At 55.1% G+C, this 20,802-nt stretch carries 22 protein-coding genes and 2 tRNA genes; 8 read left to right on the plus strand and 16 right to left on the minus strand.

Features of this window, described 5'->3' with window-relative positions:
* Position 1 precedes the first annotated feature (1 nt).
* The gene (locus tag NWV12_RS09230; RefSeq protein ID WP_161798503.1) at positions 2 to 832 is read right to left on the minus strand and encodes an ABC transporter substrate-binding protein; all 831 of its coding nucleotides are present in this window, start codon (positions 830 to 832) and stop codon (positions 2 to 4) included.
* Positions 833 to 1,077: 245 nt separating this feature from the next.
* Here NWV12_RS09230 and NWV12_RS09235 point away from each other — a divergent pair, with 245 nt between their 5' ends.
* On the plus strand, positions 1,078 to 1,245 hold the full coding sequence (locus tag NWV12_RS09235) for a hypothetical protein (protein ID WP_014831607.1): 168 nt from the start codon (positions 1,078 to 1,080) through the stop codon (positions 1,243 to 1,245).
* Between the two features lie 92 nt (positions 1,246 to 1,337).
* On the opposite strand, the gene NWV12_RS09240 is transcribed toward NWV12_RS09235, so the two are convergent.
* Complete coding sequence (locus NWV12_RS09240) at positions 1,338 to 1,478, minus strand: hypothetical protein (RefSeq protein ID WP_003857665.1); 141 nt, start codon at positions 1,476 to 1,478, stop codon at positions 1,338 to 1,340.
* Positions 1,479 to 1,603: 125 nt separating this feature from the next.
* On the opposite strand from NWV12_RS09240, the gene NWV12_RS09245 reads away from it, so the two are divergent.
* Positions 1,604 to 2,386 (plus strand): MBL fold metallo-hydrolase, encoded by a 783-nt coding sequence (locus tag NWV12_RS09245; RefSeq protein ID WP_048979488.1) that lies wholly within the window; start codon positions 1,604 to 1,606, stop codon positions 2,384 to 2,386.
* 72 nt (positions 2,387 to 2,458) lie between these two features.
* Positions 2,459 to 3,094 (plus strand): carbonic anhydrase, encoded by a 636-nt coding sequence (locus NWV12_RS09250; RefSeq protein WP_023335425.1) that lies wholly within the window; start codon positions 2,459 to 2,461, stop codon positions 3,092 to 3,094.
* 28 nt (positions 3,095 to 3,122) lie between these two features.
* Here NWV12_RS09250 and NWV12_RS09255 read toward each other — a convergent pair whose 3' ends face one another.
* From NWV12_RS09255 to mdtK, 4 genes are all read right to left on the minus strand, one after another.
* A complete protein-coding gene (locus NWV12_RS09255; protein ID WP_048979489.1) occupies positions 3,123 to 4,718 on the minus strand; it encodes an FAD-NAD(P)-binding protein in 1,596 nt (531 codons plus the stop codon).
* A 118-nt stretch (positions 4,719 to 4,836) separates the two neighbouring features.
* Positions 4,837 to 4,913, minus strand: a tRNA-Val gene (locus NWV12_RS09260).
* A gap of 4 nt (positions 4,914 to 4,917) precedes the next feature.
* Positions 4,918 to 4,994, minus strand: a tRNA-Val gene (locus NWV12_RS09265).
* Between the two features lie 153 nt (positions 4,995 to 5,147).
* A complete protein-coding gene (gene mdtK / locus NWV12_RS09270) occupies positions 5,148 to 6,521 on the minus strand; it encodes an MdtK family multidrug efflux MATE transporter (RefSeq protein ID WP_048979490.1) in 1,374 nt (457 codons plus the stop codon).
* A gap of 225 nt (positions 6,522 to 6,746) precedes the next feature.
* Between mdtK and NWV12_RS09275 the strand changes: the two genes are divergently transcribed.
* Positions 6,747 to 7,391, plus strand: coding sequence for a riboflavin synthase subunit alpha (locus NWV12_RS09275; RefSeq protein ID WP_048977446.1), 645 nt, complete (start codon positions 6,747 to 6,749; stop codon positions 7,389 to 7,391).
* Between the two features lie 31 nt (positions 7,392 to 7,422).
* On the opposite strand, the gene cfa is transcribed toward NWV12_RS09275, so the two are convergent.
* Entirely contained in the window at positions 7,423 to 8,571 is a 1,149-nt protein-coding gene (gene cfa, locus NWV12_RS09280; RefSeq protein ID WP_048979491.1) for a cyclopropane fatty acyl phospholipid synthase, read from the minus strand.
* A 298-nt stretch (positions 8,572 to 8,869) separates the two neighbouring features.
* Positions 8,870 to 10,069 (minus strand): purine nucleoside transporter PunC, encoded by a 1,200-nt coding sequence (gene punC / locus NWV12_RS09285; RefSeq protein WP_048979492.1) that lies wholly within the window; start codon positions 10,067 to 10,069, stop codon positions 8,870 to 8,872.
* A gap of 114 nt (positions 10,070 to 10,183) precedes the next feature.
* Between punC and punR the strand changes: the two genes are divergently transcribed.
* Positions 10,184 to 11,095 (plus strand): DNA-binding transcriptional activator PunR, encoded by a 912-nt coding sequence (punR, locus tag NWV12_RS09290; RefSeq protein WP_023311350.1) that lies wholly within the window; start codon positions 10,184 to 10,186, stop codon positions 11,093 to 11,095.
* A gap of 17 nt (positions 11,096 to 11,112) precedes the next feature.
* Here punR and purR read toward each other — a convergent pair whose 3' ends face one another.
* On the minus strand, positions 11,113 to 12,138 hold the full coding sequence (gene purR / locus NWV12_RS09295) for an HTH-type transcriptional repressor PurR (protein ID WP_023335431.1): 1,026 nt from the start codon (positions 12,136 to 12,138) through the stop codon (positions 11,113 to 11,115).
* Positions 12,139 to 12,435: 297 nt separating this feature from the next.
* Between purR and NWV12_RS09300 the strand changes: the two genes are divergently transcribed.
* A complete protein-coding gene (locus NWV12_RS09300; protein WP_014883553.1) occupies positions 12,436 to 12,525 on the plus strand; it encodes a YnhF family membrane protein in 90 nt (29 codons plus the stop codon).
* Between the two features lie 163 nt (positions 12,526 to 12,688).
* Positions 12,689 to 13,855 (plus strand): MFS transporter, encoded by a 1,167-nt coding sequence (locus NWV12_RS09305; protein WP_048979493.1) that lies wholly within the window; start codon positions 12,689 to 12,691, stop codon positions 13,853 to 13,855.
* Positions 13,856 to 13,893: 38 nt separating this feature from the next.
* Here NWV12_RS09305 and sodB read toward each other — a convergent pair whose 3' ends face one another.
* Complete coding sequence (gene sodB / locus NWV12_RS09310) at positions 13,894 to 14,475, minus strand: superoxide dismutase [Fe] (RefSeq protein WP_029739795.1); 582 nt, start codon at positions 14,473 to 14,475, stop codon at positions 13,894 to 13,896.
* Positions 14,476 to 14,597: 122 nt separating this feature from the next.
* Positions 14,598 to 15,371, minus strand: a complete 774-nt coding sequence (locus NWV12_RS09315; protein ID WP_048977452.1) for a C40 family peptidase — start codon at positions 15,369 to 15,371, stop codon at positions 14,598 to 14,600.
* Between the two features lie 338 nt (positions 15,372 to 15,709).
* Between NWV12_RS09315 and grxD the strand changes: the two genes are divergently transcribed.
* Positions 15,710 to 16,057, plus strand: a complete 348-nt coding sequence (gene grxD / locus NWV12_RS09320; RefSeq protein ID WP_003832760.1) for a monothiol glutaredoxin 4 — start codon at positions 15,710 to 15,712, stop codon at positions 16,055 to 16,057.
* A 44-nt stretch (positions 16,058 to 16,101) separates the two neighbouring features.
* Here the strand turns inward: grxD and rnt are convergent, their stop codons facing one another.
* From rnt to eptA, 5 genes are all read right to left on the minus strand, one after another.
* The gene (gene rnt / locus NWV12_RS09325; protein WP_048979494.1) at positions 16,102 to 16,752 is read right to left on the minus strand and encodes a ribonuclease T; all 651 of its coding nucleotides are present in this window, start codon (positions 16,750 to 16,752) and stop codon (positions 16,102 to 16,104) included.
* 95 nt (positions 16,753 to 16,847) lie between these two features.
* Positions 16,848 to 17,255, minus strand: coding sequence for a lactoylglutathione lyase (gloA, locus tag NWV12_RS09330; RefSeq protein ID WP_013096923.1), 408 nt, complete (start codon positions 17,253 to 17,255; stop codon positions 16,848 to 16,850).
* A gap of 100 nt (positions 17,256 to 17,355) precedes the next feature.
* Positions 17,356 to 18,453: an alkene reductase gene (locus NWV12_RS09335; RefSeq protein WP_039262333.1), complete on the minus strand. Its 1,098-nt coding sequence runs from the start codon at positions 18,451 to 18,453 to the stop codon at positions 17,356 to 17,358.
* A 53-nt stretch (positions 18,454 to 18,506) separates the two neighbouring features.
* Positions 18,507 to 19,106, minus strand: coding sequence for a TetR/AcrR family transcriptional regulator (locus NWV12_RS09340; protein WP_048977453.1), 600 nt, complete (start codon positions 19,104 to 19,106; stop codon positions 18,507 to 18,509).
* A gap of 41 nt (positions 19,107 to 19,147) precedes the next feature.
* Positions 19,148 to 20,773 (minus strand): phosphoethanolamine transferase EptA, encoded by a 1,626-nt coding sequence (gene eptA, locus NWV12_RS09345; RefSeq protein ID WP_048979495.1) that lies wholly within the window; start codon positions 20,771 to 20,773, stop codon positions 19,148 to 19,150.
* Positions 20,774 to 20,802 lie beyond the last annotated feature (29 nt).

The following is a 20,802-nucleotide window of genomic DNA, read 5'->3' on the forward strand; positions in this document are numbered from 1 at the left end:
ATTATCTGGCTTCTATTTTAAAGGCGCGAGGCTGTGGGGAAGGCGTGTTTGGGCCAAACCAGACATCGTAGATTTTTGCTGCCTGACCGTTCTTCTCGAGGTTAACCAGCTCGTCGTTAACGGCCTTCAGCAGCGCCGTTTCACCTTTTTTCACCCCAACGCCAATCTCTTCTTTGCTGAGCAGGTCGGGCAAAATTTTAAAGTTCGCTTTATCCGGCGCCTGCGCCAGCAGACCGGCCAGAATGGTGCTGTCCTGGGTGATGGCCTGTACGTTACCGTTGCGCAGTGCCGTCAGCGCCAGCGGAATATCGTCATACGAGAGCACGCGTGACTGCGGGAAACGCTGGTGCAGCGCCTGCTCGCCCGTCGTTCCTTTGACCGCGCCAATACGCGCCCGGCTGTAGCCATCAAGCTTGTCCGGTGATTTAGCCGGCACCAGGAACTGCTGGCCGGTGACAAAGTAAGGCGTCGAGAAATCAATCACCTGCGCGCGTTCCGGGGTGATGGTGATATCCGCCACGATCAGATCGGCTTTTCCGGACTGCAGCAGCGGAATACGGTTAGCCGGATTGGTGGCAACCAGTTCAAGCTTCACGCCGAGCGATTTTGCCAGCGCTTTGGCGAAGTCCACGTCGTAACCCACGATCTCGTGCGTTTTGGCATCAATAGAGCCAAACGGCGGGTTGGCGTCAAACGTGGCCACTTTCACCACCCCTGCGGCCTTAATATCCGCCAGCTGATCGGCCTGTGCCTGCGCTGAAAGCAGGCTGCCCGCCGCCAGTAATCCCAGAACCAGTGTCCGTTTGGTATACCCTTTCATATTTGCTGCCATAGTCATTCGCCATCCCGTTGTTTTTGTTTTACCCCGCTACGCTCCCATAAGCGAAAGCTATCGCCAAATAAGAAATCGTTCTTTGCTATGAGCAAAAAAGCATTAGTGAACAACGTGTTAATGAAGAGTGAAAAGAACGGGATGCTATTTGCAGATCCTGCACATCGACAGTGGATTTTGGTATTTCCCCCGCGCGGCATTTGAGTGCTTAACTGAGCTCAGACACGGCGAGAGAGGGTAAGACGATGAAAAAATGGATCAGCACGTTACGGCGGTTTTTTGCGACCCGACCAGTGAATGCGGAGAACAGCGCGCAACGTGTTCTTGAGTCAATCCTGCCTGTCGCCAGCCTGTATGGCGTCGACGTTGCCAACATTGACCCGGAGTGGTTCCATGATAAAACGTCACGCTGAACTGCGCCGCACGCGCGAAACGTACTGGAACGAGGTGTGCGTGACGTTTAACGAGTGAAATAAAAAAGCACCGGTTTCCCGGTGCTTTTTTATTAGATCTTGCAGGCGTCGCCGCAGTCGTCGTCGGCGACAATCGCCTGCGCTTTTTTGTCTGCATCGTCCAGACGTTCGGCATTACGCTCTTCGGCTTCATCCAGACCGTTAAAGACTAAGTTATCGAGATCAATTTCCATGTGGCACCTGCTCTGTTCAGTTTTTGATACTGGCACAGTATAGGGCAAAAAAAGCCAGCAATGTACCTCGCAGCACATAAGGATAATCCCTGCCATACTCAGTGCTTTATCGCTGAGGAGAGCACATGATTACACTCTGTAAAACCTGTGGAACCGCCTACGATACGCAGCCGGAAAGATGCCCAATTTGCGAGGATGAACGCCAGTACGTGCCCGCCACGGGCCAGGCATGGACCGATTTCGACACCGTCACCGCTACCCACAGCAACAAATGGCAGCTGCTGGAGCCGCGGCTGTTTGGGATCAAAACGGTGCCCGCGTTTGCGATCAACCAGCGGGCGCTGTTCCTGCAAACGCCCCACGGCAATATTCTCTGGGACTGCATCGCCAACCTCGACCCCGCAACCAAAGCGCTCATTACCGCCCTCGGCGGCATCAGCGCGATAGCGATTTCACATCCGCACTATTACACCACGGTGCAGGAGTGGGCTGCGGCGTTTGATGCGTCGGTGTACCTGCACGCCAGCGACAGAGAGTGGGTCATGCGCGACAGCCCGGCCATTCATTTCTGGGAGGGGGATGCGCTGGAGATTTTCCCGTCGGTCTCCTTGCTGCGTCTGGGCGGGCATTTTGCCGGTGGAACGGTGCTGCACTGGCAGGAGGGGGATGGGGTGTTGCTGGTGGGCGATATTCTGCAGGTCACGCCGGGTAAAGACGCCGTCTCGTTTATGTGGAGCTATCCGAATTATCTTCCGCTACCGGCCCGCACCGTGGCGTCGGTGGTGAGTCATCTCGAAGGCAAAACCTTTGAACGTCTTTACGGCGCGTTCGAAGGGCAGAACATCGAGGCCTTCGCGGACGAGATTGTGCAGCGGTCGGGCCAGAAATATATTGCTTGTCTGAAGTAAACCACGATGGGTAAACTTTACGAGTGTGATCTCGATCATGCCTAAACTAAAACAGATAAAAGAGACATTGCTATGCAACATATCATTGAAGGTTTTCTCAGCTTTCAAAAAGAGATTTTCCCGCAACGTAAAGAACTCTTCCGCAGTTTAGCGTCCAGCCAGAATCCCAAAGCGCTGTTCATCTCATGCTCCGACAGCCGTCTGGTCCCGGAACTGGTCACCCAGCAAGAGCCAGGACAACTCTTTGTCATTCGTAATGCTGGCAACATCGTGCCGCCTTTCGGGCCGGAGCCTGGCGGCGTGTCCGCCACTATCGAATACGCCGTGGTGGCGCTGGGCGTTACGGATATCGTGATTTGCGGTCACTCCAACTGTGGCGCGATGAAGGCGATTGCCGATAACGCGAACCTGGAGCCGATGCCTGCTGTGTCACACTGGCTGCGCTATTCTGATGCGGCGAAAGCCGTGGTTGAGAAGAAAACCTGGGATAAGCCGATCGATAAAGTCAATGCGATGGTGCAGGAGAACGTCTTTGCGCAGCTGAGCAACATTAAGACCCACCCGTCCGTCGCGGTGGGCCTGCGTAATAACTCCATCCGACTGCACGGCTGGGTGTACGACATTGAAAGCGGCAAAATTCTTGCTCTGGATAAAGAGACGAAAACCTTCGTTTCGCTGTCTGAAAACCCGGAAGTCTTCTTCGAGTAAACCGCGACAGCAGGGCATGGAAGCCCTGTCAGTTCTCGATATACGGTAATCTGCGCCGCGATCCCGACGCGGGTTTTTCCGCCGCCTTCGCCATTGCTTCTGCAATCTCTGCACACTCCGCCAGCCCCTGAACGAAGGGACGATCGTGCATCAGCCACGGTATCGCGCCGAAGGCAATGCGCCCGCGAACGGCGTCAGGCGCATTTAAGGTGTAATCCTCACCGACGTCCGGTATCTCTTCACCCGTGGCTTCCAGCTGTTTGCGCAGCGTCGGAAAGGGCAGATCTTTCGTTTTGAGCGGCTTTTGCCCGCGCGCATCAATAAACACGTCGAAACGGTAAACGGTCTCTTGTGTGGTGATTACCGTTCGATCGCTGCCAACGTCCAGCGTGTAATCGTCACCGAGCGCTGCCACGCTTATGATGCCGGCTTCGCGAAGCGCGAGCAGCCTGCGGATAGACTGCGGAGGAATGGCCGCATAGTTGTCGATAAATACGCGGGCCAGGCCTTGCTTAAAGCGCTCTCTGTCCCGTTCGCTGAGGTGGGGAACAATCTCCTGAACCACTTCATGTAGCCGAAGCACGGTATAGCGCCAGGCTACGGTGCGCCGCTCGCGTTTGTTCCGCTCCACCTCGTTGAGATTCTCTTCCGCCCAGGTAAACGGGCCATGCCGTTTACGATCCTCAAACCAGGCCTCACGAATGCTGTCCGCATTCTGCTTATGCAGGGATATTTTCTCACACCACGTCGGGTCAGCGAGCTGAAGCTCTTTCACCATCAGGGTAAATATACGGTCGAGCAGGCCATTCGATCCTTTGGCGATCTCGTTTTCAACCACAAATTCGGTTAAGACCGACAGCGGTTCATAAGGAATAGGGCAGTAAAAATCGGCTTCCGGCAGAATACCCGTTCGGGACATCAGGACAATCTTCAACGCGTCGCTGCCTTTATCCAGCACGAATTTATCATCGCGAAATTCACCGTGCTGCATCACTACCGCCATGGCCGCGTCGAGACCGCTTAACGATGTCCCCATAATACCGACGCGGCAGGGAGGAATACTGGCGTCCATCAGACCGGACCACGGGCTTGGGAAGAACGTGCGCGTAGCTTCATCCTCGTCTGGCCAGACGTGGCCGGTGGCGATAACCGCAAGGTCGAAGCGTTCAGGAAAGGCGCTGTCGTTGACGGAAAGCGTGACCCCTTCTTTCGTGGACACGATATCGGTGACCCGGGCGGATTCATGGACATCAACCTGAACCCCCAGCTTTCTGGCCTCTTTCACGATTGAACGAAAGCTGTCGCGAAAATACTCGCCCAGCAGAAGCCGGGGCAGGAACTGCCGGTCATGCAGGCGGGTTGTATCGACCTTAAAGCGCGCCAGATGAGCTTCGCTCTGATCCTTCAGCCAGTCGAGGTAGGTCATAAAAATGGGAGGGATTTCAATGCTCGCAATGTTCGCCAGCATCAGCCGGGAGTTATCGTCGTCGTTATAGGGCATACCCACGCCAGCTTCATCGGCCTGTTCGAAAACGGAAACGGAGAACGGCTTACTGTTTTTAAGGAGATGATAAAAAGTATAAATCCCTGTGGGGCCGGAGCCGATAATCGCGATTTTCTTCATCGACGGTCTTCCTGTTTTTTTTCCATAAGAAAAGCGTAGCAGGAGAACAATGATGAAAATAAGGGATTAGGAAAATTCAGGATATCAGAAGAGGATTTGCACCATCTCAGGACTGAAATGGTGCGTCCGAGTGGACTCGAACCACCGACCCCCACCATGTCAAGGTGGTGCTCTAACCAACTGAGCTACGGACGCAGAATGGTGCGTTCAATTGGACTCGAACCAACGACCCCCACCATGTCAAGGTGGTGCTCTAACCAACTGAGCTATGAACGCAACGTGTTGTCGCTGACAACGGGGACGAATATTAGCGGCACAGCATCGAGGTGGCAAGAGGGAAAATGCATTTTTCTCTCTGATTTCACGCGATTGCTTCATTACCGCGCAAAGTGAAGAGAAAGTAGCCGCCGGGCGGCGGCTACCGCGTCGTTAACGTGCCGCGCGCTGCAAAATGATCGTTGATGGCTGGCGCTGCAGGAAGCGCATTCGCATCATCATCATAATCGCAGCCGACGTCAGGCCGATGATAAAGCCCATCCAGAACCCTGCCGGACCCATGCGATCCACCACCAGATCGGTAAGCGCCAGGATATAGCCACACGGCAGACCCAGCACCCAGTAGGCGATGAAGGTGATAAAGAAGATGGAGCGCGTGTCTTTATATCCGCGCAGCACGCCGCTGCCAATCACCTGGATGGAGTCAGAGATCTGGTAAATCGCGGCCAGCAGCATCAGGTGCGATGCCAGCGTGACCACTTCCGGGTTGTCGTTATAGAGCAGGGCAATCTGCTCGCGTAATGCAACGGTAAAGAGCGCCGTACAGACAGCCATGCAGACGCCGACGCCCAGCCCGGTCCGGGCGGCCGTTTGCGCATCCAGCGTTGAGCCCTGGCCCAGGCGGAAGCCGACGCGAATCGTCACCGCCGCCGCCAGCGACATCGGCAGGACGAACATCAGGGAGCTGAAGTTCAGCGCAATCTGGTGCCCGGCCACGTTCACGATGCCCAGCGGGGAGACCAGCAGGGCGACCACGGCAAACAGGGTCACTTCAAAGAACAGTGCGAGGGCGATCGGCAACCCTAACTGCACCAGACGCGTCATGATGTTCCAGTCCGGCGTGCTAAATTTTTTCTCGTTGCGAATATCGCGCATGGAACGGGCGCGTTTTACAAAGGCGATCATGGAGAAGAACATCACCCAGTAAACGGCTGCCGTCGCCACGCCGCAGCCGACGCCGCCGAGCTCCGGCATCCCGAAATGACCATAAATAAAGACATAGTTCACCGGAATGTTGACCAGCAAACCGATAAAGCCCATCACCATCCCGGGCTTGGTTTTCGCCAGGCCTTCACACTGGTTACGTGCCACCTGGAAAAAGAGGTAGCCGGGCGCACCCCAGAGCAGGGCGCGCAGATAGCCCACGGCTTTATCAGCCAGTGCCGGGTCAATGTTATGCATAGCGCGAATGATGTGGCCCGCGTTCCAGAGCACGACCATGATCAGCACGGAAACAAACCCTGCCAGCCAGAAACCCTGACGAACCTGATGGGCAATGCGCTCGCGACGACCCGAGCCATTGAGCTGAGCGATAACCGGCGTGAGCGCGAGCAGCAGACCGTGGCCGAACAGGATGGCCGGAAGCCAGATTGACGTGCCGATAGCAACGGCCGCCATATCGGTGGCGCTATAGCCACCTGCCATTACCGTATCCACAAATCCCATTGCGGTCTGGGCCACTTGCGCGACGATCACTGGTATAGCCAGTGCCAATAGCTGGCGCGCTTCATTCATGTACTTCTGCACGTGAACACCTTTATTTTGTTGTTATTTGAGAGACTAAAAAAGCCGCCGAAACGGGCAGCAAGAAGAAAATGCAGGGGGGTGCCAGCTATTGTAGCGGGCTTTAGCTATTTATCTAGTGAAAAAATCGCCAGAAAATGCGCTCCGCTGGCAACCTCTTTTTCCAACTGTTATTGTGGTGGGATTAAACGGTGTCACCACCGTCCGGAAAAAACAGGAGTTGTAAGCATGTTTACTGGTATTGTGCAGGGCACCGCCAAAGTGGTGTCCATTGATGAAAAACCTAATTTCCGTACTCATGTTGTTGAGCTGCCGGAATATATGCTTGAGGGCATTGAAACAGGCGCGTCGATTGCTCATAACGGCTGCTGCCTGACCGTTACCGAAATTAACGGCAACCAGATTAGCTTTGATTTGATGAAAGAGACGCTGCGCATCACCAACCTTGGCGAGCTGGCGGTGGGAGATACCGTCAACGTTGAGCGGGCGGCAAAGTTCAGCGATGAGATTGGCGGCCACCTGATGTCCGGTCACATCATGACCACCGCTGAAGTGGCAAAAATCGTGACCTCGGAAAATAACCGTCAAATCTGGTTTAAAATGCAGGATCCTTCATTAATGAAATACATCCTCTATAAAGGATTTATTGGCATTGACGGGATTAGCCTGACGGTGGGTGAAGTAACGCCAACGCGTTTTTGCGTGCATTTAATTCCTGAAACGCTGCAGCGCACCACGCTGGGCGCCAAAAAACTGGGGCATCGCGTGAATATTGAAATCGATCCGCAAACCCAGGCGGTGGTGGATACGGTTGAGCGTGTGCTGGCAGCAAAAGAAGCGGCAATAATAAAGACCACCGCAGAAGAAGAATAAAAAATAACCCCGGGCATCCGGGGTTATTTTTTTAGCGTGCGACACGTAATCCGTGTTCAATCCCACGGCTGAATACCACCTGCCAGAGCTGAATATCCCGTGCGCGAAACGCCCCCGCGCAGGCATTCAGATAATAGCTAAACATCCGCCTGAATCGTTCAGAATAGTTGTCCGCAATTTCTGGCCAGGTCTCCTGAAAACGCGCATGCCATGCCATCAACGTTGTGTCGTAATCCGCGCCAAAGTTATGCCAGTCTTCCATTACAAAATGGGGTTCACTGGCGTTGGCAATCTGGCGGACTGACGGTAAACAGCCATTCGGAAAGATGTATTTGTTGATCCACGGGTCGACGTTATTGTCGGTTCGCTTAGAGCCGATGGTGTGCAGCAGGAAGATGCCGTCCGGCTTCAGATTCCGATCCACCACCTCAAAATAGGTAGCGTAGTTTTTCGGCCCGACGTGCTCGAACATGCCGACGGAAACGATCCGGTCAAACTGTTCGTTCAAGTCACGGTAATCCTGCAGCCGGATATCCACATCGAGGCCCTGGCAGCGTTCCCGCGCCATTTTTTGCTGTTCCGCTGAAATCGTGACGCCGACGACGCTGACGCCATAGTGTTTCGCCATAAAATACGCCAGCCCGCCCCAGCCGCAGCCGATATCCAGCACGCGCATACCCGGCTGGAGCTGCAGCTTCTCGCTAATCAGACGCAGCTTGGCCTGCTGGGCCTCTTCAAGCGTCGACGCCTCTTTCCAGTAGGCGCAGGAGTACTGCATGAAAGGGTCCAGCATACGGCTGAACAGGTCGTTGCCAAGATCGTAGTGCTCTTTGCCTACGATCCATGCGCGTTTTTTACTTTGCAGATTGAACAGTCGGGCAGAGGCGACGCGCAGGGTGTCTTTCAGATTGCGAGGGAGTTGATTTTCAAGACCGGCACGCAGCACGCTGGCGAAAAAGGTATCCAGACGTTCGCACTCCCACCAGCCGTCCATGTAGCTTTCTCCCAGGCCTAACGATCCCTCTCGCAGCACGCGTTTAAAAAAGTCGGGATGTTTAACCTGAGGATCGGATGGCGATGATCCATTGATAGTGATGCCTGCTCGACTTAACAGTTCACTGACGATCCGGGACCAGTTGTCGTCCGGAACGCTGACTTCTTCTATACACGATGAACTCATAGCTTCTCCATCACCCTACTGTGATCAGAACCTTAAAACAGCGTAGACGCTTTTTTTGGTTTGTGAGAAATCTCACGGTAAATACCGCGAGGCTAATATCCGACGTAGAACAGAGGAAGGGAGATAACCCTTGCCGAAATGCCTTCCATGGTAAAACGGGAGCACTCCGGCTCCCGTTAACACTTAATATTTATCGTATTTAATCGAACCAAATTTAGTATAGGCCTCAAAATTTGGTGATTCAATAGAAAATTCTTAGCAACCTAATCACTGAAAATTAACATGATTTCTGGCGCAATCAGGCATGTGACGTTTCAACCTGAGCACTCTTTTCCTGCTCACGCTGCGCGGAGGCCTGCATGCGATAGCCCAACACCGCCAGCGCAACGGTCACCAGCATCACGCTGGTGGTGGTCAGGAGCGGCGTGGCAATCAGCGCGGAGACCACCAGGCTTGCCAGGAAGCACAGCCCCAGCTGCAGCGTGTTCTGCAGCGCGGCGGCGCGGCCTGTTGCCTGCGGGAAGGGACGCAGCGCCTGGGCTACAACGATAGGGTAAATCGCCCCGTTCGCAACGGCCATCACGCAGAATGGGATCAAAATTTCGGCCAGACCGGCACCCGGAATAAAGCCAACGGCCCAGGTCCCGATAACGCTCAGCGCATACAGCACCAGCAGCCACGGCAGCATCTGCTGACCTTCCCACTTTTGCAGCGCCGCGCGACAGCCGTACCCGCCTACCAGGAACGCGATGGTCTGCGGAACATAGCTCAGGCCGATGGCTGCCGGGCTGTAGCCCATATCGTGCAGAATGAACGGCGAGCCGGTGAGCCACGCGAAGAAGCTTGCCGAGCAGGCGGCATAGATCAGGACATTCCCGCGATACGCTTTGGCGCTGAGCAGGGAAGTGAAGGTAATCGGCTTCGCGTCTGCATGCGCTTCTTTTTTATGCGCTGGCTTAAGGGCGAACGCCGGCAGCATCAGGACCAGGGTAATGGCAAACAGCGTGGCGAAAATGGCCTGCCAGTCGAAATGCGCGAGGATCCAGCTGCCCAGCAGGGGAGCGAGGGCAGGTGAGAGGCCCACCAGCGGCATAATGGTGGCGAAGATACGGTTTGTGCGGTTAGCAGGGTAATAGTCGGTGACCAGCGCCTGCCAGGTCACGGCCGCGGCACAGACGCCCACGGCCTGAATAAAACGCAGCACCAGCAGCCAGGTGGCATCGCGAACCCATAACATTCCCAGGCAGCCCACGGCAAAAATGGCCAGGCCCAGCAACAGCACCGGTTTACGACCAAAGCGATCCGAGAGCGGTCCCCAGAGCAGCTGTGCGAAGGCAAAACCGGCGAGGAATAAGCTCAGGCTGGCGCTGATGGCGGCAGCAGGCGTTTGCAAATCTTCCTGCATGGCGGCAAACGCCGGCAGGTACATATCGGTGGCCAAAAAGCCCAGCACGCTTAAGCCGCCGAGCCAGACTAAAAAACCGTTCCTGGGTTGCATTATTTTATTCTCCTGAGGAGGCAGGTATACATTGGCGCTGAGTGTAGGGAGTGCAAAGCCGCTTGTGAAACGCTAATATTTGGCTGGTGCATTCAAAAAATTTGCAGGCAGAAAATGTGGTCAGATTATTCTCTTGAAGTGGTCGATGCTGTTGCACGTAACGGCAGCTTCAGCGGTGCGGCGCAGGAGCTGCACCGCGTCCCTTCGGCAATCAGCTACACGGTGCGCCAGCTGGAGGAGTGGCTGGCGGTTCCGCTGTTTGAACGGCGGCATCGTGATGTGGAATTAACGCCCGCAGGCGCGTGGTTTTTGAAGGAAGGGCGTTCTGTTATCAAAAAAATGCAGATCACCCGCGAACAGTGTCAGCAGATCGCTAACGGCTGGCGGGGGCACCTTTCCATCGCGGTGGATAACATCGTTAAGCCGGAACGCACCCGGCAGATGATCGTCGATTTCTACCGTCATTTCTCTGACGTCGAGCTGCGGGTCTCGCAAGAGGTGTTTAACGGCGTCTGGGATGCGCTGGCGGACGGTAGGGCAGAGATGGCGATTGGGGCCACGCAGGCGATCCCGGTCGGGGGACGTTACGCCTTTCGCGATATGGGGATGCTGAGCTGGAAATGCGTGGTGGCAAGCGATCATCCGCTGGCGGCGATGGAAGGGCCGCTCAGCGATGACACGCTGCGCAACTGGCCGTCGCTGGTGCTGGAGGATACGTCCCGTTCATTGCCCAAGCGTATTACCTGGCTTCTGGACAACCAGCGGCGGGTGGTGGCCCCTGACTGGGAATCGTCGGCGACGTGCCTCAGCGCCGGGCTGTGCGTCGCGATGGTGCCCGTTCATTTCGCGCGTCCGCGCATCGATACCGGAGAGTGGGTTGAGCTGACGCTGGAGAATCCGTTCCCGGATGCGGCCTGCTGCCTCACCTGGCAGCAAAATGACGTCTCGCCTGCGATGGCCTGGCTGCTGGATTATCTGGGAGACAGCGAAACGCTGAACCGGGAATGGTTACGGGAGCCAGCATAGCTGGCCCCGTAAAGCGATTAACGACGGTAGTCGCGGAACGGACCATCCGCAACGGAACGGCGTTCGATAAGACGCGGGTGAACTTCAATAGACTGCGACTCTTCGCGCTTGTTGACGATCCTGTCCATCAGCATATTGAAGGCCGTTTCGCCCAGCGAATCTTTCGGCTGGTGAATGGTGGTCAGCGCCGGAGTGAAGAAACGCGCGTTACGCACGTTGTCATAGCCGATCACGGAAATATCCTGCGGTACGCGCAGGCCCAGCTCGTCGGCAGCGCAGAGCGCGCCCATGGCCATGATGTCGCCCCCGCAGAACACGGCGGTCGGACGGTGCGGCTGGGAGACGATCTGCTGCATCGCGCGGTAGCCCGATTCCGGCTCAAAGTCGCCCTGCACAATCCAGTTTTCCGGCACGTTGATCAACGCTTCTTCCATCGCTTTCATAAAACCGGCCAGACGGCCCGCGCCGGTGTTGCGCTCCAGCGGACCGGGGATCACGCCAATCTCGCGGTGACCGCGTTCGATCAGATAACGGCCGGCCATATAGCCGCCTTCAAAGGCGTTATCGATAACGGAATCGGTAAAGTCCGCGCGCGCTTCGCCCCAGTCCATCACCACCATCGGAATATGGCGATACTCTTCCAGCATCGACAGCACGGATTCCGGGTACTCGGAACACATCACCAGCAGGCCATCAACGCGCTTTTGCGCCATCATCGACAGGTAGGCGCGCTGTTTTTCAATGCTGTTCCACGCGTTGCCCAGAATCAGGGTATAGCCTTTCTGGAAGCAGTTCTTTTCGACCGCTTCAATGATCTCGGCAAAATAGGCCGCTTCACTGCTGGTCGCCAGCAATCCAATGGACTTGGTGTGATTAACCTTGAGGCTACGCGCAACCGCACTTGGCGAATAGTGCAGCTCTTTGATCGCTGCCCAGACGGCGTTGCGCGTCTCTTCCGCCACAAAGCGGGTTTTGTTAATTACATGTGATACGGTTGTAGTGGAAACGTTTGCGCGTTTTGCTACGTCTTTAATTGTTGCCATTAAATGTCACTCCAGACCATATCCTAAGCTCCTGAAAAACTTGAAGGTAAACGTTTGCCTTCTCTCACCCTTATCTCGCAATCTTGAATTGCGGCACGCCGGGAAAACGACACGGGACGTCAGGAGGGGGTCAATGGCCGGTACGCTAATAAATTTAGCGTGGAATTTTGTCCTATCTTGATGAAAAGGGGAAGAGGTAAAGTGGTTATCAGTATAAATCCAGGAAGATTTTTGACGTAATCTGTGCAAAAATGAGCAAGCTCACTTTTCGTGTGGGGATTAAAAGGAGAAAAATTGATGAGTTCCGATCTTAAGTTTTCGCTGTTCACCACCATTGTTGTGCTGGCTCTGATTGTTGCGGCCGGTCTGACGGCTGCGCTGCACTGATTTACGCGGAGGGAGAGCCTTCTCCCTCCCGACTCCCCGGATTGTTACTTCTCTGGCAAAAATCTTTTGCCCTTTTGTTAACTTCTCATTTTTTGTGATTGATGTCATGCTTTCTGCTTCTTTGTTCTGTGTCACCACATGACACGGCATCCGGAGTTGACGCATGAAAATCAATTTTCCCCTGCTGGCCCTGGCGATTGGCGCTTTTGGGATTGGCACCACTGAATTCTCCCCAATGGGGTTACTTCCTGTTATTGCCCGGGGCGTAGATGTCTCTATCCCTGCGGCAGGGATGTTAATCAGCGCCTACGCTATCGGCGTGATGGTCGGGGCGCCGCTGATGACGCTTCTGCTTTCGCACCGCGCGCGCCGCAATGCGCTGATTTTCCTGATGGCGATTTTCACCCTGGGCAACGTGCTTTCGGCCATTTCGCCGGACTACACCACATTGATGCTGTCGCGCATTCTGACCAGCCTTAACCACGGCGCGTTCTTTGGGCTGGGATCGGTTGTGGCTGCCAGCGTGGTGCCAAAACACAAGCAGGCGAGCGCCGTGGCAACCATGTTTATGGGGCTGACGATTGCCAACATCGGCGGGGTGCCTGCGGCAACCTGGCTGGGCGAAGCGATCGGCTGGCGTATGTCTTTCCTGGCAACGGCTGGGCTGGGCGTGGTTGCGATGGTGGCGCTGTTCTTCTCCCTGCCGAAAGGCAATGCCGGAGAACGTCCGGAAGTGCGTAAAGAGCTGGCGGTGCTGATGCGCCCGCAGGTGCTCTCCGCGCTGCTCACCACCGTGCTGGGGGCAGGGGCGATGTTTACCCTCTACACCTATATTTCACCGGTACTGCATGATATCACCCACGCAACGCCTCTCTTCGTTACCGCGATGCTGGTGCTGATTGGCGTGGGCTTCTCGATCGGCAACTATCTCGGCGGGAAATTTGCCGACCGTTCCGTGAGCGGGACGCTTAAGGGCTTCTTAACCCTGCTGATTGTCATCATGGTTGCCATTCCGTGGCTGGCGCGTAATGAGTTCGGGGCCGCGATTGCGATGGTCGTCTGGGGAGCCGCCACTTTCGCCGTGGTGCCGCCGCTGCAGATGCGCGTGATGCGTGTCGCGCACGAGGCGCCGGGACTTTCATCTTCCGTGAATATCGGTGCGTTTAACCTGGGTAATGCCCTGGGCGCCGCGGCCGGTGGGGCCGTGATTTCAGGTGGTCTGGGATACGGCTTTGTGCCGGTGATGGGGGCGATTATTGCCGCGCTCGGCCTGCTGCTGGTAATGATGTCGGGTCGTAAACAGCCTGAAGCAGCCTGCGCTGCGGAATAAACCAAAAACGCAGAAGGGCGAACCCTTCTGCGTGTCTCTTACGCGGCGAAGTTCTTCGCGACAAAGTCCCAGTTAACCAGTGCCCAGAAGTGCTCCAGGTAGTTCGGACGCGCGTTGCGGTAGTCAATGTAGTAAGCGTGTTCCCACACGTCCACGGTCATCAGCGGCTTAGCGCTGGTGGTCAGCGGGGTGCCCGCGTTAGAGGTGGACACGATAGCCAGTTTGCCATCCGCCTCTTTAACCAGCCACGTCCAGCCAGAACCGAAGTTCTTGATGGCTGCATCGGTAAATTTCGCTTTGAAATCCGCGAAGCTGCCAAATGCGGCGTTGATAGCGGTAGCCAGTTCACCGACAGGTTCACCGCCGGCATTCGGCGCCAGGCAATGCCAGTAGAAGGTGTGGTTCCACACCTGAGCCGCGTTGTTAAATACGCCACCCTCTGAGCTGCGGACGATCTCTTCCAGCGTTTTGCCTTCAAAATCGGTGCCCTTGATCAGATTGTTCAGGTTGGTGACGTACGTCTGGTGATGCTTGCCGTAATGATATTCCAGGGTTTCCGCAGAAATGTGCGGTGCCAGGGCGTCTTTTGCATACGGTAGTGCAGGTAATTCGAACGACATTGCTTCTCTCCTTATTGTATTTTGTGTTGCCAATAACCACACAGACAACATGGACAGGATAGCAAATTGAAAGGGTATGCAAAAGAGGAACTTACCCTGCCACTGATGCGGCAGGGCAGGGGTTAGCGAATGGTTTTTGGCGTCATCACGCGACGCGCGCCGACGTAGTGGCGTACCCAGTAGTCTTCACTGAGAGAGGTGATCTGAATATCCTGTCCGCTACGTGGAGACTGGATGAATTTCCCGTTGCCGACATACACGCCGACGTGGTCAGCCGTGCCGCGACCCTGGGTGCGGAAGAACACCAGGTCGCCGTTTTCCAGCTCACCGCGGTCAACCGGTGAGGCATCGCGCAGGTGGTACATCTCATTGGCGGTACGAGGAATGCGGAATTTGACCAGATCTTTATAGGCGTAATAGACGAGGCCGCTGCAGTCAAACCCGGTACGCGGCGAGCTGCCACCCCAGTGATAAGGTTTGCCAATCTGCCCCATCAGTTTGTTCATCGCGGTTTTTTGCGCTTTCTGTACGCGCACTTTATGCACTTCCGCTATTTTCGTGACCTTCGTGCATTTCGCCTTGTGGCCTTTACGCGTGATGCATTTTTCAGTAACGAGGTTAGCGGCGGTTTGCGAAGCTTTACTTTTAGCGGAGCGGGCAGTGCGGGAAGGTTTTGTTTTCGTCTTGCTGGAAGCGGTCTGTTTCGTCTGAGCCGGTGTTTTTTTCTTGTCGTTCTTAGCGGTGGTTTTTTTCTTACGTTCTGTGGCTTTCACCAGATGGTTTTTTTGTACAGCAGAATGCCGCGCCTGCTGAGAGGCGTTTGCCACTGGCGTGAAAGTGAGTGAAGTAAACAGTAAAGCACAGAGCGTGATCGAGATTTTATTTATCCGCGCCACTGGGCAGTCCCCTGATAAATGCAGGTCATCAATAATACCCGCGTGTGATTTACAAAGCCCGTCGATTCTAATCTATAAAAACCCAGAAAGTTAATAGCATTTTTCAATCTACAATCGTGTTTCGTTAGCAAGTGCAAAAAAATTCATCGTTCTGTCGCACATTTGCCCACTCCCTAAGCAAAACCCTGACCGCCGCAGGGGTAAACACCATTTGCAATGCAACTTTTCGTGACTCGGGGTAGAATGTATAAACGTGACAAAAATGTTATTTTCCGATGCCAGTCTGAACCGCTACAATGTCAGACGAATGCCGTAACAGAAGTTAAAGGAAGCAAGACATGAGCACCACTATTGAAAAAATCCAGCGCCAGATCGCTGAAAACCCGATTCTGCTGTATATGAAAGGTTCTCCGAAGCTGCCAAGCTGCGGCTTCTCCGCACAAGCGGTTCAGGCGCTGTCAGCCTGTGGTGAGCGTTTTGCTTACGTTGATATCCTGCAGAACCCGGACATCCGCGCTGAGCTGCCTAAGTACGCTAACTGGCCGACTTTCCCACAGCTGTGGGTAGACGGTGAGCTGGTTGGCGGCTGCGATATCCTGATTGAAATGTATCAGCGCGGCGAACTGCAGCAGCTGATCAAAGAGACGGCGGCGAAGTACAAAACTGAAGAGCCGGACGCAGAGTAATTTTCTGCGCAAATAAAAAAGCGACCTGATAAGGTCGCTTTTTTTTATTCTTCGCTGTCGCCCATCGGCAGCGGCCAGCCGCCAAGACGCTTCCAGCGGTTGACGATCTCACAGAACAGCTCTGCGGTGCGCTCCGTGTCGTATAAAGCGGAATGCGCCTGCGTGCCGTCAAAAGGTATACCCGCCGTGATGCAGGCCTTTGATAACACCGTTTGTCCCAGAGCCAGGCCGCTCAGCGCGGCGGTGTCGAAGGTCACAAAAGGATGGAAGGGGTTGCGTTTGAGCGCGGCGCGCTCCGCGGCGGCCATGGTAAAGCTGTGATCGAAGGTGGCGTTATGGGCCACCATGATGGCGCGGCTGCAGTTACTCTCTTTCATGCCTTTACGCACCATTTTAAAAATGGCGTGCAGCGCATCATATTCACTGACTGCGCCACGCAGCGGGTTGTGCGGGTCGATACCGTTAAACGCCAGCGCTTCCGGCTGTAAGTTTGCCCCTTCGAAAGCTTCAACATGGAAATGCAGCGTGGTGTCCGGTGTAAGCCAGCCCTGTTCATCCATCTTCAGCGTGATGGCGGCAATTTCGAGCAGCGCATCGGTTTTAGCGTTAAATCCGGCTGTTTCTACATCAATGACAACGGGATAAAAACCACGAAAACGGTCGCACAGACCGCTAAATTGAGCGTTATCGGACATCAGGGTCTCTTACAAGGGGAAAAAGCAGAGCGCATTATGGCAAATTTTGCAGGGTGATGCAGTAAAACTACGGGCGCATGTTGCGCCCTGAGGGATCAGTTGCCCAGACCGCGACCCGCGTCTTTGGCTTCAATCAGTTCGATTTTGTAACCGTCGGGATCTTCCACGAACGCAATCACGGTGGTGCCACCTTTTACCGGACCCGCTTCGCGCGTAACGTTACCGCCGTTGCTGCGAATGCGTTCACACGCTTCGGCCGCGTTGTCCACTTCCAGCGCGATGTGGCCGTAGGCGGTACCCAGCTCATAGCTGTCTACGCCCCAGTTGTAGGTCAGCTCGATCACCGCTTCATCCGTTTCCGGGCCGTAACCCACGAACGCCAGCGAGTATTTGTATTCCGGGTTTTCGCTGGTGCGCAGCAGCTTCATGCCCAGGACGTTAGTGTAGAAATCAATGGAACGTTGCAGGTCGCCAACGCGCAGCATGGTGTGAAGTAGGCGCATAATTTCCTCATTAACCAATGGAATAGACTGTCTTTTTGAACAGAAACGATGTTTTAGTATAGCGGCGAAGTATCGCCGCTATCAATGAACAATGGCGAGATTACAGAGAAGGGTAGTCGGTGTAGCCTTCCGCGCCGCCGCCGTAGAAGCTTTCCGGGCGCTGCGGATTCAGGGCCGCTTTTTTCTGCAGGCGGGCAACCAGATCCGGGTTGGCGATGTAGTCGCGGCCAAACGCGACGGCATCGATCAGCCCTTTGCCGATCAGGTCTTCGGCTTTCTCCGGGGTATAAGCTCCCGCACCGATGATCACCCCGTGGAAACGCTCGCGCACTTTCTGACGGAAAGCGTCCGTGTAAGGCTTACCGCCAGCCCAGTCCGGTTCGGACATGTGCAGATAGGCGATGCCACGCTTAGCCAGTTCTTCGATCAGATACAGGGCATCGGCTTCTTCGTTCGGACCGTTGTCGACGTTCTGGAAAGAACCGATTGGGGAGACGCGGATCCCTATACGATCCGAGCTCCACTCCTGGCATACGGCGTCAACCACTTCCAGCACCAGGCGAGCGCGGTTTTCGACGCTGCCGCCGTACTGGTCGGTGCGGTGGTTAGAAGACGGTGACAGGAACTGGTGCAGCAGGTAGCCGTGCGCGGAGTGCAGCTCAATCAGGTCAAAACCGGCTTCACGAGCGTTGGCCACGGCCTGGCGGAAGTCGTTCACGATACCCGGAATTTCATCCAGCTCAAGCGCGCGCGGCATAGAGGTATCCACGCGGATCGCATTGCCGTTTTCATCACGCAGGGACGTACGGGTATTTGCACTCAGGGCCGAAGCGGAGACCGGAGCCTGGCCGCCAGGCTGAATGCTGCTGTGAGAGATACGACCGGTATGCCACAGCTGGACCGCAATGCGACCCTCTTCAGCGTGAACGCCCGCGGTGATTTTCTGCCATGCGGCGATCTGCTCCGGGCTGTGAAGACCCGGCGCACCCGCATACCCTTTAGCCTGAGCGGAAATCTGCGTGGCTTCCGTGATGATCAGGCCAGAGCTTGCGCGCTGACGATAGTATTCACCCATCAGTGGGGTTGGGATGTCGCCCGGCTCAATGCTGCGCAGGCGGGTAAGCGGAGCCATAAACACGCGGTTTGGCGCAGTAACGGCACCCACTTTTAAGGGGGTAAATAATTTTTCAGCTGACATAAAGACTCCTGAGTAGACCAGTCGACTAGTAGTTGGGTAAATAAAAACGCCTGCTATACGCCAGGCGCAGTAATGCTGTTTTTCACATGTGCCAGCGCGCTTTCCAGCGGCACGGCACTGCGCGAAATTTTTGCCTGCAGGTTAGCGCCTAGCCAGAGCGCATATAACACCTGCGCTTGGGTTAACGGCTCGCCGGAAAAGGCCAGCGTTTTTTCATCGCGGCCTTTCTCCAGCGCCTGGGCCAGCAGGGCGATAACGCCGCGGGCACCTTTATCCATCGCCGTGCGCATATCTTCAGAAAGATCGCACACTTCTGCAGACAGCTTAACGGTCAGGCATCCGCTGATAATGCCCTGCTGACAGAACTGGTTCAGCGTTTCCTGATAGTAGTTCAGAACACGATCCCGGTAGTTACCTTCACCCGACGCAAAGTGGGTCGCCAGACGCTGGTGGTAGCCAGCATAATGACGCTCCAGCATCGCTACGCCAAAAGCCTCTTTGGACCGGAAGTAGTGATAAAACGACCCCTTCGGTACCTCAGCGGTTTTTAATAGCTCGCTCAACCCCATACCGGTAAACCCGCGATGCATGCAAAGTCGCTCGCCGGTTGCCAGTAAATGTTCGCGGGTATCGTGTTCAGTATTTCTGCTCATGGCCGCACTCTAATAGACCGTTCGGTCTAATGCAAGCGAGTTTACTGACGACATGCGCTCAGTATATCCAGCTGCGGTTGATAAACCGTTGATTTCACGTCCATCATACCCAATACGGTTGAGAATAAATTGTCCTGGGAAACCGCATTTTTTGCTGCATTGTCGCGCAAACACTGTTCGTTGACGCCAAAGTTTTTCGCGTAATCCGGTGACAGCCAGAACATAAACGGAATATGCGTTTGCTGCTCCGGCGCCAGCATGTACGGCGTGCCGTGCAGATAAATACCGCTTTCGCCCAGCGATTCACCGTGATCTGAGAGATAAATCAGTGCGGTGTTCATGCTCGACTGGCGCGCTTTCAGCGCATCAATGGTTTTGCTGACCATGCTGTCGGTATAGAGGATAGTGTTATCATAGGTATTGATCAGCGCCTGATGGTCGCAATCCTGAATTTCATTGGTATCGCAGATTGGGGTGAATTTACGGAAGTTGTCCGGGTAACGGCGATAGTATGCCGGACCGTGGCTCCCCATCAGGTGGATAACCAGCACCGTATCTTGCTTCACGCCATCCAGCACGTTGTCCAGACGATAGAAGTTCACATCGTCAATACAGGATTTGTCTTTGCAGAACTGATCCAGCTGCCACTGCGTCATGTCGGTATGGGGCACGCGATCGCAGGCACCTTTACAGCCGCCGTCGTTGTCGCGCCACAGCAGGTTGATACCCGCATGCTTAAGCACGTCGAGCAGTCCCTCGCGATGGTGAGCCAGGTCGGCATCGTATTTGCTGCGCGTCATGCCGGAGAACATGCACGGAACGGAAACCGCGGTTTCGGTACCACACGAGGAGGCCTGCGGGAAGTTAATCACGTCCTGCTTTTTCAGCTCCGGGTTGGTTTCGCGTTCGTAACCGTTCAGGGAGTAGTTTGCCGCGCGAGAGGCTTCGCCGACGACAAGCACCAGAACGGTTTTCTTTTGTTGGCCGGTAATCAGTGACCCTTTGTGGGCATCTTCACCAATGCGCACCAGCGTTTGATCGCCGGCGAACCAGCGCATCTTGCTGTACTTCACCACGGCGCTGACATAGTTCGCCGGGGTGACCATTTTGACGATGCTTTTGTTATTGCGGAACAGCGACGCGTAGTCTTTATAAAACAGCGCGGCAATCAGGATAATCACCAGCAGGGCGCCGAGCATCGCGGCAACGCGCGTCAGCAGCGCGTACCACCATTTTCCGGTACGAATCCGGGTCAATGCCAGCACCACGGAGGGAACGAGGCCGGCTATGACAATCCACAGAATCATCTGCGGGGTCACCAGGGCAGTCGCTTCCTGAGAGTTGGTTTCGAACACGTTCACAATCATGTTCTGATCGATCACCGCGCCGTAGGTATACATGAAATAGGTCGCCGCGGCGCATCCGATCGTCAATACAATCAGCAGCGGCTTGCGGAGATACGGGATGTTAAGCAGGCTAAAGACAATCACCCAGCCGCAAAACAGCACCAGCGGGACGGAGGCGGCAAAGAGGAAGTCGTGCAGATGCACTGGGCCGATAATGGCCCAGCTGCGCTGGATAAACAGCCCGTTCAGCAGAGTAAAAAAGAGTGCACAGCCCAGAGTAAATTTAATGTCGTTACATTGTAACTTTCTGATTAACCACATCGATCGGTAAACCCGTTATTGTCATGATG

The organism is Enterobacter sp. Crenshaw, assembly GCF_024734705.1.
Taxonomy (GTDB): domain Bacteria; phylum Pseudomonadota; class Gammaproteobacteria; order Enterobacterales; family Enterobacteriaceae; genus Enterobacter; species Enterobacter asburiae_B.

Bases quoted from the DNA above. Each gene is read 5' to 3' on its own strand.
- NWV12_RS09230 (WP_161798503.1), bottom strand. From the start codon at position 832: ATGGCAGCAAATATGAAAGGGTATACCAAACGGACACTGGTTCTGGGA.
- NWV12_RS09235 (WP_014831607.1), top strand. From the start codon at position 1,078: ATGAAAAAATGGATCAGCACGTTACGGCGGTTTTTTGCGACCCGACCA.
- NWV12_RS09240 (WP_003857665.1), bottom strand. From the start codon at position 1,478: ATGGAAATTGATCTCGATAACTTAGTCTTTAACGGTCTGGATGAAGCC.
- NWV12_RS09245 (WP_048979488.1), top strand. From the start codon at position 1,604: ATGATTACACTCTGTAAAACCTGTGGAACCGCCTACGATACGCAGCCG.
- NWV12_RS09250 (WP_023335425.1), top strand. From the start codon at position 2,459: ATGCAACATATCATTGAAGGTTTTCTCAGCTTTCAAAAAGAGATTTTC.
- NWV12_RS09255 (WP_048979489.1), bottom strand. From the start codon at position 4,718: ATGAAGAAAATCGCGATTATCGGCTCCGGCCCCACAGGGATTTATACT.
- NWV12_RS09275 (WP_048977446.1), top strand. From the start codon at position 6,747: ATGTTTACTGGTATTGTGCAGGGCACCGCCAAAGTGGTGTCCATTGAT.
- cfa (WP_048979491.1), bottom strand. From the start codon at position 8,571: ATGAGTTCATCGTGTATAGAAGAAGTCAGCGTTCCGGACGACAACTGG.
- punC (WP_048979492.1), bottom strand. From the start codon at position 10,069: ATGCAACCCAGGAACGGTTTTTTAGTCTGGCTCGGCGGCTTAAGCGTG.
- punR (WP_023311350.1), top strand. From the start codon at position 10,184: ATGTGGTCAGATTATTCTCTTGAAGTGGTCGATGCTGTTGCACGTAAC.
- purR (WP_023335431.1), bottom strand. From the start codon at position 12,138: ATGGCAACAATTAAAGACGTAGCAAAACGCGCAAACGTTTCCACTACA.
- NWV12_RS09300 (WP_014883553.1), top strand. From the start codon at position 12,436: ATGAGTTCCGATCTTAAGTTTTCGCTGTTCACCACCATTGTTGTGCTG.
- NWV12_RS09305 (WP_048979493.1), top strand. From the start codon at position 12,689: ATGAAAATCAATTTTCCCCTGCTGGCCCTGGCGATTGGCGCTTTTGGG.
- sodB (WP_029739795.1), bottom strand. From the start codon at position 14,475: ATGTCGTTCGAATTACCTGCACTACCGTATGCAAAAGACGCCCTGGCA.
- grxD (WP_003832760.1), top strand. From the start codon at position 15,710: ATGAGCACCACTATTGAAAAAATCCAGCGCCAGATCGCTGAAAACCCG.
- rnt (WP_048979494.1), bottom strand. From the start codon at position 16,752: ATGTCCGATAACGCTCAATTTAGCGGTCTGTGCGACCGTTTTCGTGGT.
- gloA (WP_013096923.1), bottom strand. From the start codon at position 17,255: ATGCGCCTACTTCACACCATGCTGCGCGTTGGCGACCTGCAACGTTCC.
- NWV12_RS09335 (WP_039262333.1), bottom strand. From the start codon at position 18,453: ATGTCAGCTGAAAAATTATTTACCCCCTTAAAAGTGGGTGCCGTTACT.
- NWV12_RS09340 (WP_048977453.1), bottom strand. From the start codon at position 19,106: ATGAGCAGAAATACTGAACACGATACCCGCGAACATTTACTGGCAACC.
- eptA (WP_048979495.1), bottom strand. From the start codon at position 20,773: ATGTGGTTAATCAGAAAGTTACAATGTAACGACATTAAATTTACTCTG.